The organism is Microtetraspora sp. NBRC 16547 (assembly GCF_030268965.1).
Taxonomy (GTDB): Bacteria; Actinomycetota; Actinomycetes; order Streptosporangiales; family Streptosporangiaceae; genus Microtetraspora.
On sequence record NZ_BSSE01000011.1, the window covers coordinates 109193 to 125165 of the forward strand.

Below are 15973 nucleotides of genomic sequence, written 5' to 3' on the forward strand. Positions count from 1 at the left end.
CCACCACGAGTGTTCTCACTCATCGTTGCGGCCTCCGGAATCAGGCGAACCCAGCAGCAACCGTGCGCCGGCGCCCGCGACGAGCAGCAGAACAGCCGTGATGACGAGGAGCAGGACCGAGATGGCACCCGCGCCGGCGAAATCGAGCAGGGTTCCCACCTTCGTCTCGATGAGCTGTCCGATCAGCGACTGCTGAGGTGAACCGATGAGCCGGGGAGTCACCCAGAACCCGATACTGAGGACGAACACGATCACGCATCCGGCCGCGACCCCCGGCATCGACAACGGCACGAAAACTCGGACCAACGCGCGGAACTTCGAGGCGCCCATCGAATGCGCCGCGCTGAGCAGCCGGCGATCGATCCGCACCATCGTGTTGAACAGCGGAAGCACCATAAACGGGAGCAGCACCTGGGTCATGGCGATGGTCACGCCCACCTGCGAACCGAGAAGCGGAACGCCTCCGAGACCGATCGACGACAGGAGAGTCGCGACGATTCCGCGTGGCTGAAGGAGCACGATCCAGGCGAAGGTCCTCGCCATGAGGCTCGACCAGAACGGCAGGAGCACGAGAAAGAGCAGAAGAGCTCGCACGCCAGGACCGGACAGGCTCATCAGATACGCGTACGGGTAGGCAAGAACCAAGGTCACCGCGGTGACCAGGGCCGCGACCACCAACGTGCGCACGAGGATCGTACGTGTGGTGCCGTCGGCGAAGAGGGAGACGTACTGCGAGACTCCCGGCTCCGGTTCGAGGAAGCTGCGCGCGGAGAGCGCGATCACCGGGTAGACGAAGAAGACGAGGACGACCGCGAGCGCGGGCAGCATCAAGAGCAAAGCAGAGGTTCGTCTACTTCGTCCGCTCAGGCGGCGGGCGGTAGCGGCCATCGTGGCTCCTCCCTTCTCCAGACGACGCGCCCTCCGACGATGGTGAGCTCCGCCTCGAGATTTCGCAGAGCCGCCGGCTCGAGGCGTCGCGGGTCGTCGGCGTAGACCGCGCAGTCGCCGAGCATGCCCACTCCGAGCGCTCCGAGACGGTCCTCTCTGAAGCCGGCTATCGCCCCGAACTCGGTGTAGGTCCGAATGGCCTCGTCGATCCCCACCGCCTGTCCGGGCGCCACGAGGTGTCCGTTCCGATTCGTGCGTTCCAGCATCGCGGCCACGCCGAACCACGGGTTCGTCGCGAAGGGCTGGGTGCCTCCGGTGTCCGAGTTGCCCGGTGGCCGCAGTCCGGCGTCGAGCAGTGTCCGGTACGCGTAGACGCCCCGCCCGCCGTCCGCGTGGATGAAGCCGGCGGTGGGAACCGGCACAACGCCGAGCTCGCGGAGCCGACGGACCAGATCCTCGTCGATCCACCGGTTGGCGACATGCTCCAGGCGAGTCCTGCGGTCACCGGGGCCCGCCACACGTCCCGCCTCCTCGATGGCGTCCAGGGCCAGGCGCTGGGCGAGGTCCCCGATCGCATGGATCCATACCTGAACGCCGGAGCGGTGCGCGACGGACAGAGCATGGAGGGTGTCGGTGTAGCGCCAGGTGCTGATCCCCCACCGGCTCGGCGTCTTCGAGAGATGCGACGAGTCGAATGACGCGGTGTCGTCACCATCCATGAAGAGTTTGAAGCCGCCGAACCAGAGATCGTCGTTCCCGAACCCGCTCATGAGGCCGATGTCGGCCAGTTGCTCGACCGACCCGAGGATCGCGTTCAGTCCCGGAGCGACGGTGAGCGTCATGCTGATCCGAGTGGGAAGCGCGCGAGCGGCGCTCAGGTCCTGGTAGGAACGCACGCCGTCCGCGGTGGCCGGCAACTCGTAGACGCACGTCACGCCATGTCGCGCGAAGGAGAGGCGGAGCTCTTCCCTGAGCATCTCGCGTAGCCTCGCGCGATCAGGGGAGGGCACGGGAAAGAGGTGGTAGCCCTCCTCCACGAGTCCCGTGGGAAGCCCGTCGGCGCCGAGCTCCACGAGGGTGCCCGTCGGGGACGTGTAGCCGCGGCCCATCCCGGCCCGGGACAGCGCCGCCGAGTTGGCGCTGAGCCGGTGCATGCTTTCGCGGACCAGGATCGGGATCTCGCTGGAGATGCCGTCGAGTTCTGAGCGATTCGGCAGTTTCTGCCCGAATGTTCCTTGGGCGATGATCCATCCTCCGGAACCGGCTCCTCCGGTCTCGAGGTGGTGCCGTACTCGCACCAGAGTTTCGTCGGGCGAGAGACCGCGCACATCCAGCCAATCGCGGCTGAGTGCGCAGAATTCGACATGGGTGTGCGCATCGATCAGACCGGGCAGCACCACCGCCCCGTCGAGGTCCACGATCTCTGTGCCGGGCGGAGTGCGCTGCAAGATTTCGGCCGTGGTTCCGACAGCGCGTACGACGCCGTCTTCGATGAGGATGGCTTCCCCGTCGGGAGTGGTGGAGTGAAGAGTGATGACAGAGCCGTTAACGAGAGCGATCGTGTTCAAGGGGTCATTTCTCCAGGCGTGTTTGAGAACGGGATCCGCCGACGGGAAATCTGTCCGTCGGCGGACGTCTATTCCGTCAGCCGGCGGTCCACGCGATCCAGCGCTTCATGACCTCGTCCTGGTTTTTCCCCCACCAGGCGTTGTCGATCTGCCATGACAGGTCTCGATGCTCAGCCCGCGACGAATCCCAATCCGATCGCGCCTCGTCGAGCTTCGGCGTCGCGGTCAGGTTGGCGGCGCCGTACGCGATCGATTCGGCCCATCGCGTCTGCGGCTCCTTGGAGACCACGTAGTCGATGAACTTCTGGGCGGCAGCCTTGTTCGGTGAGCCCTTGACGATGGCGAGAGACGCCCAGTGATAGGCGTTGTCCTGCCAGACAGGCGCGTACGGAGCGCCGTTCTTCACTGCCTCGTACCCGCGGCCGGACCAGACGAGGATCATGTCGGCGCGCTGCTGCTCCATGATCTGGACCTGTTCGGCGCCCGACGACCAGAAGATCGCCCCGTTCTTGACGCGGTCGAGGACCTTGAAGGCTCGGTCGTAGTCGAGGGGATAGAGACTCTTCCGGTCGACGCCGTCCGCGATGAGTGCCAGCTCCAGGTTTCCTTCGCCGGGATTGTTGTCCATCGCCCGGACGCCTGGGAAGTTCGTCGTGTCGAAGAAATCCTTGATGGAGGTCGGAGGGTTGTTTCCGTACTTGTTCCGGTTGTAGGCGATCACGTACGAGTACGTGTCGATGGGAACGCCGCATTCCTCGACGGTTCCCGGGGCGAATTCATTCTTGTCGATGTTGCTCAGGTCGAGCTTCTCGAAGTACTTGCCGCAATAGGCGGGAACTTCCTGTTGGCCCGCCAGGTAGACGTCCCATGTGGGGTCGCCGGATTCGACCATGACCTTGAGTTTCGCCGGATCGACGGGACTCTCCACGGTGACCTTGATCCCGCTCTCCTTCTCGAAGGGCTTGATCATGGACGACTCCTGCGCGTCCTGGAACGCGCTTCCGTACGTGACGAAGGTGAGTCGGCCCGCTCCGCTCGAACTGTCGGAGGGCTCCGTGGTGCTGCATCCGGCAAGCAGCGCCGCCACCGCAGAGGCGGCGAACACCGTCTTCCTGACCTGGTGCTCCTTCATACGATCTCCTGGGGGTGAGATTGCGGATTCGAATGTGACGTGCTCATCTCTGAAACCGAGATGCGAATCGGCGTTTCAGCTGGAAATGACGACCGCGGCATCGCGCAGGCCGGCGGCATCCAGGGCCCGATCGACCGCCTCGCGCTGGTGGGCGAGGAGTTCTTGCTCAGGGGTCGAGCCGTGAATTCCGTACGGATCTGTGATGGCGACCTGCGAATCAAGCAGAGTCGCCACGACGTACGCGCCGCAGATCGGCGCGTAGAGAGGGGAATATCCGCCCTCCTGAGCGAAGACGAGACGGCCCGAGCAAAGGTCATCCGCTGCATGCATGAGCATCGCTGTCATCTCGCTGAACGAGCCGGCAGTGAGCGCCATCTGGCTGCTCGGGTCGAGAAACGCTGCGTCGTAGCCGCAGGCGACGATGATGAGCTCTGGTCTGAAACGCGTCAGCGCGGGAACGACGAGCCTTTCGAAGGCGTAGCGATACGCTCCCGCGCCGCTCCCGGCAGGTAACGGAATATTGATGGTGGCGCCCTGCCCTCGACCTTCTCCGGTCTCGGCGATGCTTCCGGAATCGACCGGATAGAGACGATCCTGGTGCAGACTGATGGCGAGCACGTCGGCGTCGTCGTAGTAGATCGACTGCGTGCCGTTCCCGTGATGCACATCCCAGTCCACGACCGCTACACGCCGAACTCCGAAATCGGCTCGAGCCTGTTCGATCGCCAGCGGAATATTCGCCAGAAGGCAGTAACCGCGAGCCCGGTGGCGTTCCGCGTGGTGGCCAGGTGGGCGCACCAGAGCGTAGGCTCTTGTGACTTCGCCGCTCAGGACCGCCCCCACTGCCGATGAGACGCCGCCTGCACTCGCTTTCGCGATCTCGAAGGCTCCGCGTCCGAAGCCCGCGAAGTCGCCCAATTCGCCGCCGCGTTCGCAGGAGAGCGTGCGGAAGGCTTCGATGTAGTCGCTGGTGTGCACCCGCTCGAGCTCGACATCATCGATATGGTTGGGCTCGAGCGGACGCATGGCGTCACGAAGCCCTGTCCGGGTGAGAAGGTTGAGGAGTCGACGACGCGGCTCGGGCGTCTCGAGTTGAGCACCTGGTTCCACGTCAGGTCCGAAGTCGACGATCGATTCGTGCCAGAAGTAGCTCTCGTGAGTTACGAATCCGACTCGCGAGTCGGCGCCCGACGAAGTAGTGCCCATTGCGTTGCCCCTCTCTGGTGGCTCCGAAGCCATAAGATGCAGCTCGACCCGCCGAGCGACGAACTGGTTCCGGTTGATGAGCAGATAAGACGGCGTCTCGTTTAGTGAGTCATGTGTAATGGGTGAGGCGGCGAGGAAAGCGCAGAACAGGCGGCCGCGGCGCTCGTTTCGGATGGTCAGGCGGCGGTAGCGATCAGCCGGGCCACCGTGCGCTTGATAAGCCGTCGGTGTTGGCCGAGCTTTTCGGGGATTCGATCCCATTGCCGGCGATGCGGGGGACGATCCAGCCCGCCTGCCCGGTCGGACAGCGCTTGGAACTTGGTGCCGGATTTGCCGCGGTCGACCGGGTTGGGCCCGGCGGGCAGCCCCCCTTACGGCCCGGACGGATGCTCCGTCGAGGACCGCGTGGGATCAGTTGTTCATTTCTAGGCTGCACAGTTCGGCGGCACAGCGGGATGGAGCCGACGCCACAGCCCGGACTGGCTCCGCTCGGTGAATCGGTGACGCACGGTGGGCACCGTGGCCCCGAACCAGGGCGGTAGATGCCGCCAGGCGCACCCGCTGGTCAACACGAACACGATGGCGGTGAACACTGCCCGATCGTCCACTCGGGACGTCCCGCAGCCATGCGGATGCGGCTTCGCCAGTGGGATCAGCGGCTCGACCAACATGCGCAACCCGTCCGGCACGGACCATGATCTTGCCCGCGCGGTCAAGGAGGATCCAATTGAGACACGCTCCAAAACAGCGTTTTACAACAACGTTTTAGAAAAGGTAGCGTCGAGGTATCGGGGCGTCAAGGAGTTCGTGACGGCGACGTGATCGGGCTTCGTGGAGCACTAGGGTGGCGCTGCGCGCGATGAAGAGAGGGGGCATGGATGCCCGTAGAAGTTGATCAAGACCAGCGGCTTGCCGAGATCGCCAGGGCGACAATCGAGGTCGCCAGAGAGCGCGGCCCGCGCGGAGTGACACTGCGGTCGGTGGCGGATCGGCTGGGGCGCTCCACGGCCTTCATCACGAACTACGTCCCATCCAGAGCGCAACTCATGGTCAATGCACTCGAGCGCGCACAAAGGAACTGGAGCACGGAACGCGCCGAATGGCTGGAAGGGCGCTCGGGCCTGCAAAGGCTGGCGGAACTCGCCCGGTGGATGTGCACCTCATCTGCCGACGATCAGACCCTTCGGGCCCTCTGGATCGAAGCGATCGCCGACGTCAAAGGAGCGGCTCGGGACGCATACGAGGTCGTCCGTTCCACGACAGACTCGACCTACGACGAGTTCTTACGCTCAGCCGAGGCGACGGCGCACGAGCGCGCGAAGGCTATCGCGGACATTTTGTATCTCTACTGTCGAGGTTTCCATGTCAAGACCGTAGAGGACCCGCAAGCGTGGACAGGAGAGCGAGTGAACCATACTCTCGAATACCTCCTTCAGGTACTCCTCTCCTCGGCAGACGCGCAGGTATCTACCCCGCCCGCTTCTTCAGCCGTGGAACGCTGAACGATCGGCGTCTTGCGTGCGCAGATCGAGATCGGCCTCACCGATCCCTCCCCGGACCGTCTCTCCAGTGCGGCAGGAACTGCTGAACGCCACCCAGCGCAGCGAGCGGCTCATCAAGGCGCTGCTCGTACTGGCCAGAGCGAGCACGGCCTGGATAGACCGCCTGCCCAGCACATCCATGCAGGTCAACACGGCGTGGTGCGTCGCCGCCGCGATCGCCACTGACCTTTTGTGCTGGCTACGGCTGCTGTGCCTGAGTGGGACCATGTCCCACGCCGAACCCAAGACGTTGCGCTACCGGCTCCTGCACACCGCCGTACGCCTCGTGCGTGGCCAACGGAAACGGAAGATCAAGATCCCACAGGCCTGGCCCTGGGCTCACGAACTCGCCGACTGCTTCACCTTCGCGCTCGCCCTGGCCCCACCAGGCTGACGAGCACCCTGCCCCTTGCCCCCAACCCCGGAGGAACCCCACATCGGCCCGTGGAACCGACGCCCACCCGGCGCGACAGCCGGGCGGACACGCTATCCCACAGCTCGACAACATGATCGAACTCGAAGCCGAAGACCGGTTTCACACCCGAGAAGTCCCCTCGCGCCCCACCCGTGACTGATCAAGGCTGAAGGTCGCCCGCGGTCAGGTCATCCGACATGATCCAGAACTATAGATCACAAAACCTGGCTGTAGTACTAGCGAGGAGGCCATGTGAAGTTGGCCAGAAACACCCTTCCCGAAACACCCCCAAGCGACGTGAGCGCCGGGCATCCGTGACGAGCAGAGTCCCGATCGTCCACGTCGTCATCGCTCACTCCTCACATGCCGGGCCGACTACGCGCCCGGCCCCTCTCCCTGTACCTGCCCTAACGACCTGCCACGGGGTTGCGCCGACCGTCGCGGCCCGTGGCAGGTCGTCGACCGGCTCTCGGGGTAGGGCACCACGACCGCCTGCCCGCCCACCGCGTCGAGCACAGCGGGCTCGGGCACGATCGGGCGATCGGGCCCCTTGAGGCGGCGGACAGACGCGTCCCGGGTTGAGTCAGATCTCGGGCATGCACGGGTCAGAGGGATGCCACGCCGGCACTGGCGCAGTCCTCATCCTGCTGGGCTGAGCCACCGCCGACACCGACACCGCCCACGAGGTTCCCGTCGACGACGATGGGAACGCCGCCTTGGCAGTAGATGATGTGCCCACCCTCAGCCGCCGCGATCCCCTGCATGATGGGCAGGTGAGCCAGTTCGGCCACGACGCCGCTGGGCCTGGCGAAGCCAGCAGCCGTGACGGCCTTGCCCTGCGAGCCGTAGCCGCCCGCCCAGTGGGCACCGTCCATGCGCTGGAATGCCACCAGGCGACCGCCCGCGTCGCAGACGGAGACACTGATGCGAATGCCGAATTCCTCGGCCTTACGGATCGCTCCCGCCAGGATCGTGTTGGCCTGCCCGAGACTGAGTGTCATACTGCATCCTTTCGTTCAACTATGGACTGGGCGACGTGAGCTCGATATGGAATCACGAAATTGCTCGGAACAACGCCAATTTCGCATTGACGACGAACGGCCTGATCTTCGACTTCCATTCGCCCTCTGCAGACGCGGCGGCCCATTCGGCAGAATGTGGCAGATCTGGCGAGTCAACGTGATAGATGGTGGTGTACTTCTGCACCCCCTCGGTGGGCTCCTCGAGGACATAACGCTGCACGCTCGAAACGCCGGGTACCTTTGAAATGGCGGGCACGTGCTCGGCGTCGTAGATGCGATTGAACTCGTCCTCGAGCTCCGTCGGGATGTCAAGCTGGACGAGCCAGATGTACTCCTTCACGACTTCTCCTTTTCCGGGAAGGTCACACCCGTGCCGACTCTGCGACCAGCTTCTCGTAACTGACCTGGCCGTCCTTGAGATGCCCGAGCTTCTGACCGACATCGATCATGACGTCGACGCCCTCCTTTTGGACCTTCCAGTCCGGCTGGATCTTCGGCACCACCGTGGTGGCGTAGTGCTCGATGTAGGCCTTGGACGCGTTGGCGGCCTTGCCGTTGACCTGACTGCTTTCAGCAGGTCCGCAGCTGCGTCGCGATTGTCGAGGATCCACGCCTTGCCTTCCCAGGCCGCCGCCTTCCAGGCCTCCACGACGTCCGCGCCCGTGAGGTATCGGCGCCGCCGCCACGGTGAACCGGGTCGGCTTCGCCAATGCGCCCGAGGCCGTCGTCTGCCCCACTCCGCCAGGCTCCTCGCCGCCACCGCAGGCCGCGAGAACGCTGCCTGCGGCGAGGGGCAGGGCGCCGAGGCCGGCCGCCCGAAGGGCGCTCCGGTGGGAGATGCTGGTCGGGCCGGCGGACGCGGGGCCTGGGCCGATACGGGGATTGAGGAACTGCGACATGCTCAAGCTTTCTGGCAATTCGCTGTGGAATCGAGTCGGAGGAGGCAGACGCGTGGGCCTGCCCTGATCTGGTGAACGACCTTCAGCGCGATGGGCCAATTGGACGGATATAGTGCGCATCCGGCACCTGTCGGCGGCTTCGGCCGGATGTATGCGTAAATCACACGTCACCTGACGGTAAAGCGCGGTCCACATACTCTGGCCATCCCCTGGTGATGTCAAGATTCAGCCAGGCGCCCAGCCGTATAGCGGTGATAGCCACCCGCTGCTTCCCGTACCCGTAGCGTCAGTGCTGGCATTGGGGACACGGCTTTGCGGGACAGTTTGCTCCTGACAGACGGAAGGAACTCATGTCACCCAGGGATATCGATCTGGTCTTCACGACGGTGCGCAATCTCTCCGAGGCTCATGAACTGGCCGCGGCGACGTCCAGCGTGCTCTACCAGGCCGCCGATGACGCGCAGACGTGGGCCTGCGTGCACCCCCCGTCCTCAGGTTCCCCATTCCCTCCGGCGTTCACCGGTCAGCTCGCCGTGGACGTGAGCAACGACGTCGATCCCTCGAGCGCGTCCATGCTCGTGACACTGCACTACACGATCCCCGAGGGCCGAGCAGCTGACTTCGAAGCGTGGTTCTCCGACGAGCATGCGCAGATCCTGGTCGAGGAGCCGGCATGGCTGTCTGTTCGGGTCGTCCGGGGTGAGTCCCGTGACGACCACTCCACGCATCTCGTGGTCCACGAACTGGCCGATGCCTCCGCACTCTCATCCGCGGCTCTGCACAGGGCGCGCGAAACTCCGGATCGTGCCCGCTTCGCGGAGCTGGACTGGTTCCGCGGCGCCCGTACACGGCAGTACGCGCGGGCCTGAAGCCGTCACCGGCCTCTTCGCGTGCCGTGCACACCACCCGTCATCATCGAGGCCGTAGTTCGGACGCAGAGAGGATGCTTGCCATGCAACTTCGCGAGAAGATAACTCCTTCACGGACCGCGCTGCTGATCGTTGACATGCAGAACGACTTCTGCAGCCCTGGGGGGTTCATCGATCGGCAGACGGCGCTCTCGATCGACATGACGAGGCGGGCGGCCGAGCGCATCAGCTCGTTGCGTGATGCCGCAAACGCCCTCGATGTCCTCACCGTGCACGTCCTGTCCCACTTCGACGAGCACTACCTCAATCCGGCGATGCGTGAGCGGCTGGAGCGGCTCGGCGTTGACCCCTATTGCGTGTCCGGGACCTGGGGCGCTCAGGAGATCGAGTCCCTCAGAGCCGGACCGGGCGAGATCGAGGTGGTCAAGCACGCCTATGACGGCTTCTACGCCACCGAGCTGGAGAAGATCCTCAAGGATCGCGGGATCGAAACCGTGATCATGACCGGCCTGGCGACCGACAACTGCGTGGCGGCCACGGCCAAGGGCGCCTTTTACCGCGGCCACTACGTGGTGGTCGCCTCTGACGCGTGTGCGGCCGGGAGCGATGCGCAGCACGAGATGGCCCTGCTGATGGCGAGACATGCCTACGCCGAGGCGTGCACAACTGACGACATCCTGTCCGTGTGGAGCACCGGCGTCCCAGATGATCCGTGTGTGAGTTGATGTCCGACATCGGCGTTTGAAGCGTCCTGAGACCCTGCTGGCTAACTTGTCTCAGGCTGCGAGAGCGAGTTCTGCCAGTTCGAGGCGGGCAAGGTGGCCGGTGCGGGTCCGATCGAGTGGGTGCTCGTTCCACCAGGCGTCCAGGCGGATCAGGTTGAGCGCCACGGCGGAGAAGACGTGTTCGAGCTGGACCTTCGCCAGGCCCCGATAGCGGGCCCGGCGAACACCGGTGACCGCGACGGCCTGGCGCATGGTGCCCTCGACTCCGGCGCGGAGCTTGTCCTTGTCCTGCCACTCCTTGCTGGTCTGATCGACACGGGCCTGGTCAAGAGCTTGTTGAAGCGGGCGGGCGCGGATGGTGAGTTGGCGTCCACCCTTCTTGGCCGAGGTGCACAAGGAGCGAACCGGACACGGCCGGCAGACCTCGCCGCTGAACTTGACCACGATCGCCGCGGTGTCGCGCTGGGTGCAGGGACTCCACGAGGAACTCGCCTGCCCTTGCGGGCAGATGACCTGCTCGGCGTCCCAGTCGATGGTGAACGCCGAGCGGTCGTAGCCGGCGGCGGCACGGGCTTGCGATGAGTGATCAAGCAGAACCGGGGTGACCAGCGTGATAGCGAACCTCTTGCGCGCACTCACGAGGATTTCCGCGGACGGGTAGCCGGAATCGAGTCGGCCTCTTGCGCACAGCAGATTCTTGCATGCGGCGCCGAACGCCGTGCGCTCGCGCCCCGAGGCGCTCAGCCGAGGATCCGGGCCATTTCCCGGCGGACCGCGAGGTGCTCCTTCGGCCAGCCCACAGCCTCGCCACCGACCAGACGGTCCTCCCGGTAGCGGCGCACCGAGAACCGCTCCTCGTCGGGATAGCCGAGGACTTCGATGCGATCGTGCCCTCCGGGAAAGCCCGCCATCTGGACCTTGACGCCGGCTTGGTCAGTCCAAAACCACGGGACCGGCACCGGGCCCGCGTCACGCCCCGCCAAGCGGCGGGCGACGTGCGTGGCGGCGTCGAAGGCGTTCTGGACCGACGTCACGCGCAGCAGGCCCCTCGGGCCCGGGAAGCGAACGCAGTCACCGATCGCCGAGACCCTCGGGTCGCTGGTGCGGAACGTGGTGTCGACGACGATCCCGTTGTCGACGACGATCGACGCGGACGCCGCGAGGTCGTCATTGGCAAGGGTGCCGATCCCGACGACGACGACGTCGCAGGGGATCTCCTCCTCCGAGTCGAGGACCACGGAGCGGACACTCCCGTGCGCTCCCTTCACGAGGCGAACGGACGACCCGAACCGGAAGTTCACCCCGTCGGCCTCGTGGCGGCGACGCAGGAAGGTCGCGGTCTCTGCCGTGAGTGCTGCGGACAGGATGTCGGCGGCCACCTCGACGACCGTGACCTTCACCCCGTGGTGGCGCAGCACGCTCGCGAGCTCCAGGCCGATGAAGCCGGCTCCGACGATGAGGGCCGAACGAGCGGAGCCGAGGCTGCCCCGCAGCGCCTCGGCGTCGTGGGCGTCGTGCAGCGTGTGTATGCCGCTGAGCCCGTGGGTCGGGAACGGCAACTCCCGTGGGCGGGAGCCGAGCGCCAGGACGAGGTGGTCGTACTCGAGCCGGTCGCCGGACTCGAGGACGACATGACGGTCGGTGCGGTCGATCTTGACGACTGCGTCACCGAGTCGCAGGTCGATGCTGGAGTCGTCGTAGTGCTCAGGCGGGTGGAAGGCGAGCGCTGCCAGGTCCTTCGCGTCACCGAGCAGTTCCTTGGACAACGGCGGCCGCTGGTAGGGCATCCACGGGTCGGCGTCGACCAGGGTCAGACGGCCTACCCAGCCCAGACGACGCAGCGCCGTGGCAACCTGCGTGCCGCCGTGCCCGGCGCCAACGACGACGACGTCGTTGGCCACCACATCGCCGGTCATCACACGAGCTGGATCGCTATGGTCGGGCAGGCTGCGATGGTCTCACGGACCTGCGCGACATCATCACCCTCCACCGTGTCCTGCAAAGTGAAGGCGACGCCCTCGTCGTCCTGGTCGAAGTAGGCGGGTGCCAGCATGACGCACTGGCCTGCCCCGCAGCACTTGTCCTGATCGATCTCGATATGCATGGGTGGCTCTTCCCTCAGTCTGCGGGCTCGAGGTCCACGAGCAGTTCACGTAGGCCCCAGAAGGCACGGTCCTGACGGGTCTTGACCTCGGGGATGCGGTCGTCGACGAGACGCATCCTCGGGAAGCGGTCGAAGATCGCCTTGAGTGCGGTCACGATCTCGGCCCGTGCCAGGTTCTGACCGAGGCACTGGTGCGGGCCGAAGCCGAATGCGAGGTGGCTGGGACGCTGCTCGGGCACCGTGAAGTCGGTGAACCGGCTCGGACCGAAGCGCTCCTCGTCGTGGTTCGCAGCGAGCACAGAGGGAATCACGCCCTCGCCCTTGCGGACGACGAAGCCGTTGACCTCGAGGTCCTCGCTCGCGATGCGGCGCGGGCCGGACCGGGCGACCGAGTGGATCCGCACGAGCTCCTCCGCGGCGTTCTCCCAGGTCCGCTTGCCCGAGCGCAGCAGTTCGAGCTGGTCGGGGTGCTTGAGGAGCGTGAAGATGCCGAGGCCGATGAGGCCGGTCGTCGTGTCGTGCCCACCGAAGACGAGCAGGATCAGCATGCCAATCAACTGATCCATGTCGATCTCCCCGGCCTCGAGCCGGTCGGTCACGAGCCGCGTGATGAGGTCGTCCTGTGGCTCAGCCTTCTTCAGCTCGATCAGCTCACGGCAGAATGCCACGAAGTCCGCAGCCGACTGGGTGAGCTCCTCGGGGGTGAGCGTCGTGGTGACGAACCGCTCCGTGAGGCGCTGGAAGCGCTGCTCCTCCTCGTGCGGGACGCCCAGGATCGACGAGATGACGCCGGATGGGACCGCGAGGGCGAAGTTCTCGACGAGGTCGACCGGCTGAGGCATGGTCGCCATCGCGTCGAGACGTGCCTCTATGACCTCCCCCATGAAGTCGGTGTAGGTGGCAACCGCCTTTGGAGTGAATGGGGCCACCACCATCCGGCGCAGAGCCGTATGTAGCGGCGGGTCCTTCCTGATGAACGACTGAACCGCGATGGGGTCATCGCCTCCAGCTTGACCGTCGAACGGGAAGTTGGGCCGGCTGGCATCCGAGCTGAAACGGGGGTCCCTGAGTACCGCCTTCACGTCCTCGAAGCGAGTGAAGAGAAGCGCCTGCCGGCCCGAGGGCATTTCCACCCGGGCGACCGGGCACTGCTCACGCAGCTCGACAAAGTAGTCGGGTTCGTCGAGTGGCCGATGCGCCGGGGGCTGCAGGTGAAACCTGTGCAGATGCGGACATGCCGTCTCGTGTCGCGTGGTCGATTCCGCTGAATTCATGAAGCCCTTTCCACATGCGGAGGTAGTACTCGATGTGATGTGTTTCATGATTTGGCCAGGTGACTAAGCCGTCAACGCATCACGGTGATAGCCGAATAGGTCTACTCGGAGGGCGGGCATGGTGACTATTCGCGTTTCCTCTCCTTGCACTGCATGAGCATGGCCCCATACGTGGGATGATCTCCGGGTAACAGTGACCGAGGGCGAGTGACCGTCGTACGGCGAGCTCGCGGCCTTGGTCGTGACGCTGACTGCCCGGCTGGATGTGCTGGAGGCACGGGTAGCCGATCTGGAAGCTGACAACGCCCGGCTTACGGCCGGGAACGTCCAGCTCAAGGCGGACAACACCCGGCTCGCTACGGAGAATGCAACGCTTTGCGAGGGTGGCCGGCAAGAACCGGTGGTTGCACGTGGCCGCCACCACGACGCCCACCGCCTACCACATCGACCTCACGACCGCGTGGCCGAGTCGATTACGACGTTCGGGATCCTGCCCCGCTTCACCGCCGAACCTGGCGCTGCGGCTGCGGGAGCGAAAAGCCGAGGTGTTGCGGTTCGCCGCCGACTTCACGGTGGCGTTCTCCAACAACGTCGCCGAGCAGGCAATCCGCATGATCAAGACGAAGACCAAGGTCAGCGGTGGTTTCCGCACGCTCAAAGGCGCTCAGGCATTCCTGGCCGTCCGCGGCTACATCTCCACCGCCCGTAAGAACGGTCTGCGCGCCGCGCAGGCACTTTATGACGCCCTGATCGGTAACCCCTGGACCCCAGAACTCACATCGTGACCTGAACAGTCACCGGGCACGAGTGCCGAACCGGCACGGGCACGCCCCGAGCCGTCGCCCTGTCGAACGACTCGATGCGCGCCCCGATGTGAACGGAGATGCGCCCCGTGCGCGGCCCTGCCCCTCAGGCGCGAGCGAAGTCCGCGACGATCTGGTCGTAGGTGATCTGGCCCTCCTTGAGGCGCCCGAGCTTCTGGCCGACGTCGATCATGACGTCGATGCCGGCCTTCTGCACCTTCCAGTCCGGCTGGATCCTAGGCACGACCGTGGTGGCGTAGTGCTCGATGTATGCCTTGGCCTCCTCCGCGCCCCTGCCGCCGTATGCCGTCTCGTTGAGCATGGCCGCCGCCTCGTCACGATTGGCCAAGATCCACTCCTTGCCCTCCCAAGCAGCCGCCTTCCAGGCGTCGATGACGTGGCGGTTGTCCTTGAGGTAGTCCTCCCGGACGATGATGGGCTGGACCTGCTGCTTGTGCAGGATGTCGGGCGAGCTCTCGTCCCAGAACGGGAGGTAGACGCTGCCGCCAGCGCTCTTGGCCATGAGGTGCGCCGAGCCGTAGTCGACCGCTACGTAGGCGTCGAGGCGACCGGCCGTCATCTGGGGGATGCCCGAGACGAACTGCCCGACGCCGAGGTGCGTCACGTCGTCGTACTGCATACCCGCCGCCTCGAGGGCAAGCATGAGCTGCTGGTCGGAGCCCGCTCCCACGGCCGAGACACCGACCTTCTTGCCCTTCAGCGCCTGCATGCGCTCCTCGAAGCTCGCGGTGGCGTCTGGCCACGACCCCTTGTTGACGACGATCGAGTAGGTCGTCTCGGGGACGCGCATCCCGACGATGACGGGCCGCTTGCCCTCCTGGCCGTTGACGTAGCTGACCATGGTCAGCACGGTGTCCTGCTGCATGCCAGTGATCGTGCCACCGGCAAATAGCTGCATCGCCTGGACACCGCTCTGCGGGAAGACAAAGTCGGGGACCTTGAGGTTGTACTTGTCGAAGAGCTTCTTCTCCTTGCACACCGTGTCGAGAAAGTAGTTGTCGCCCGGCGATGAGGCGATGGTGAACGGGGTCGGCTTGGTCAGCGCGCCCGAGGCCGCCGTCTGTGCCGCACCGCCGGGCTCGTCGGCGCCGCCGCACGCCGCGAGCAGGCTCCCTGCCCCGAGCGTCAGCGCCCCGAATCCGGCCGCGCGAAGCACGCTCCGACGAGAGGGGCCGGTCAGGCCGGCGGACGCCCGGCCCCAGTGCCCGGCGGAATTGTGGAACCGCGACATACTCATGCTCCTAGTAATTCGCTGTGGAGTCGAAAGTGGAGGAGGCGAACCCGATGGTTAGCCACGTGCCTGGTGAACGACCTTCAGCGCGGCGGCCTGAATTGGTCAGAATTGGTGCGCGGCCACGCAAGTCGGCGACCCGAGCGAATCATGTTCCGATTCACTCATCACCGGATGTTGAGATGCCGATCACATACTCCGGTCGCCCGGATCGACGCCTCAAGATTCATTCGCCGCCTCCGCCGCTATCACGACGATAGGGAAGCGTGTGATTT

The 15973-nt window shown here is 65.2% G+C and carries 19 protein-coding genes; 6 read left to right on the top strand and 13 right to left on the bottom strand.

Annotated features, from left to right (window positions below):
- Positions 1 to 15: 15 nt before the first annotated feature.
- From QSK17_RS17040 to QSK17_RS36175, 5 genes are all read right to left on the bottom strand, one after another.
- Positions 16 to 888, bottom strand: coding sequence for an ABC transporter permease (locus QSK17_RS17040; protein ID WP_285705784.1), 873 nt, complete (start codon positions 886 to 888; stop codon positions 16 to 18).
- The gene (locus tag QSK17_RS17045; protein WP_285705786.1) at positions 864 to 2336 is read right to left on the bottom strand and encodes an amidohydrolase; all 1473 of its coding nucleotides are present in this window, start codon (positions 2334 to 2336) and stop codon (positions 864 to 866) included. The genes QSK17_RS17040 and QSK17_RS17045 overlap by 25 nt, the downstream gene beginning before the upstream one ends.
- A gap of 196 nt (positions 2337 to 2532) precedes the next feature.
- Positions 2533 to 3588: a polyamine ABC transporter substrate-binding protein gene (locus QSK17_RS17050; protein ID WP_285705787.1), complete on the bottom strand. Its 1056-nt coding sequence runs from the start codon at positions 3586 to 3588 to the stop codon at positions 2533 to 2535.
- A gap of 75 nt (positions 3589 to 3663) precedes the next feature.
- Positions 3664 to 5055 carry a histone deacetylase-like amidohydrolase gene (locus tag QSK17_RS17055; RefSeq protein ID WP_285705788.1) on the bottom strand — a complete coding sequence of 464 codons (1392 nt, stop codon included), beginning with the start codon at positions 5053 to 5055 and terminating at the stop codon, positions 3664 to 3666.
- A gap of 164 nt (positions 5056 to 5219) precedes the next feature.
- Positions 5220 to 5402, bottom strand: a complete 183-nt coding sequence (locus QSK17_RS36175; RefSeq protein ID WP_502889229.1) for a transposase — start codon at positions 5400 to 5402, stop codon at positions 5220 to 5222.
- Between QSK17_RS36175 and QSK17_RS36425 the strand changes: the two genes are divergently transcribed.
- From QSK17_RS36425 to QSK17_RS17070, 3 genes are all read left to right on the top strand, one after another.
- The gene (locus QSK17_RS36425) at positions 5314 to 5616 is read left to right on the top strand and encodes a hypothetical protein (protein WP_285705789.1); all 303 of its coding nucleotides are present in this window, start codon (positions 5314 to 5316) and stop codon (positions 5614 to 5616) included. The two genes, QSK17_RS36175 and QSK17_RS36425, sit on opposite strands and share 89 nt — an antisense overlap.
- A gap of 56 nt (positions 5617 to 5672) precedes the next feature.
- Positions 5673 to 6296 (top strand): TetR/AcrR family transcriptional regulator, encoded by a 624-nt coding sequence (locus tag QSK17_RS17065; RefSeq protein WP_285705790.1) that lies wholly within the window; start codon positions 5673 to 5675, stop codon positions 6294 to 6296.
- 67 nt (positions 6297 to 6363) lie between these two features.
- Positions 6364 to 6729, top strand: a complete 366-nt coding sequence (locus QSK17_RS17070) for a transposase (RefSeq protein WP_285705791.1) — start codon at positions 6364 to 6366, stop codon at positions 6727 to 6729.
- 626 nt (positions 6730 to 7355) lie between these two features.
- On the opposite strand, the gene QSK17_RS17075 is transcribed toward QSK17_RS17070, so the two are convergent.
- From QSK17_RS17075 to QSK17_RS17085, 3 genes are read right to left on the bottom strand one after another with little or no spacing between them, the layout of a single operon-like run.
- On the bottom strand, positions 7356 to 7751 hold the full coding sequence (locus QSK17_RS17075) for a GlcG/HbpS family heme-binding protein (protein ID WP_285705793.1): 396 nt from the start codon (positions 7749 to 7751) through the stop codon (positions 7356 to 7358).
- 52 nt (positions 7752 to 7803) lie between these two features.
- A complete protein-coding gene (locus QSK17_RS17080; protein WP_285705794.1) occupies positions 7804 to 8112 on the bottom strand; it encodes a DUF4286 family protein in 309 nt (102 codons plus the stop codon).
- Positions 8113 to 8134: 22 nt separating this feature from the next.
- Positions 8135 to 8671 (bottom strand): hypothetical protein, encoded by a 537-nt coding sequence (locus QSK17_RS17085; protein ID WP_285705795.1) that lies wholly within the window; start codon positions 8669 to 8671, stop codon positions 8135 to 8137.
- A 350-nt stretch (positions 8672 to 9021) separates the two neighbouring features.
- On the opposite strand from QSK17_RS17085, the gene QSK17_RS17090 reads away from it, so the two are divergent.
- The gene (locus QSK17_RS17090) at positions 9022 to 9540 is read left to right on the top strand and encodes a hypothetical protein (RefSeq protein WP_285705796.1); all 519 of its coding nucleotides are present in this window, start codon (positions 9022 to 9024) and stop codon (positions 9538 to 9540) included.
- Positions 9541 to 9623: 83 nt separating this feature from the next.
- Positions 9624 to 10265 carry a cysteine hydrolase family protein gene (locus QSK17_RS17095; protein WP_285705797.1) on the top strand — a complete coding sequence of 214 codons (642 nt, stop codon included), beginning with the start codon at positions 9624 to 9626 and terminating at the stop codon, positions 10263 to 10265.
- Between the two features lie 51 nt (positions 10266 to 10316).
- On the opposite strand, the gene QSK17_RS17100 is transcribed toward QSK17_RS17095, so the two are convergent.
- The 4 genes from QSK17_RS17100 to QSK17_RS17115 all read right to left on the bottom strand — a co-directional run bounded on the left by QSK17_RS17100 (position 10317) and on the right by QSK17_RS17115 (position 13253).
- On the bottom strand, positions 10317 to 10904 hold the full coding sequence (locus QSK17_RS17100; protein WP_285705798.1) for a transposase: 588 nt from the start codon (positions 10902 to 10904) through the stop codon (positions 10317 to 10319).
- A gap of 101 nt (positions 10905 to 11005) precedes the next feature.
- Positions 11006 to 12181: an NAD(P)/FAD-dependent oxidoreductase gene (locus QSK17_RS17105; protein WP_285705799.1), complete on the bottom strand. Its 1176-nt coding sequence runs from the start codon at positions 12179 to 12181 to the stop codon at positions 11006 to 11008.
- On the bottom strand, positions 12181 to 12369 hold the full coding sequence (locus tag QSK17_RS17110; RefSeq protein WP_285705800.1) for a ferredoxin: 189 nt from the start codon (positions 12367 to 12369) through the stop codon (positions 12181 to 12183). The genes QSK17_RS17105 and QSK17_RS17110 overlap by 1 nt, the downstream gene beginning before the upstream one ends.
- Positions 12370 to 12383: 14 nt before the next feature.
- A complete protein-coding gene (locus QSK17_RS17115) occupies positions 12384 to 13253 on the bottom strand; it encodes a cytochrome P450 (protein ID WP_285705801.1) in 870 nt (289 codons plus the stop codon).
- Between the two features lie 773 nt (positions 13254 to 14026).
- Here QSK17_RS17115 and QSK17_RS17120 point away from each other — a divergent pair.
- Positions 14027 to 14428, top strand: coding sequence for an IS66 family transposase (locus QSK17_RS17120; protein WP_285705802.1), 402 nt, complete (start codon positions 14027 to 14029; stop codon positions 14426 to 14428).
- A 124-nt stretch (positions 14429 to 14552) separates the two neighbouring features.
- On the opposite strand, the gene QSK17_RS17125 is transcribed toward QSK17_RS17120, so the two are convergent.
- Entirely contained in the window at positions 14553 to 15698 is a 1146-nt protein-coding gene (locus QSK17_RS17125; RefSeq protein WP_285705803.1) for an ABC transporter substrate-binding protein, read from the bottom strand.
- Between the last annotated feature and the right edge of the window lie 275 nt (positions 15699 to 15973).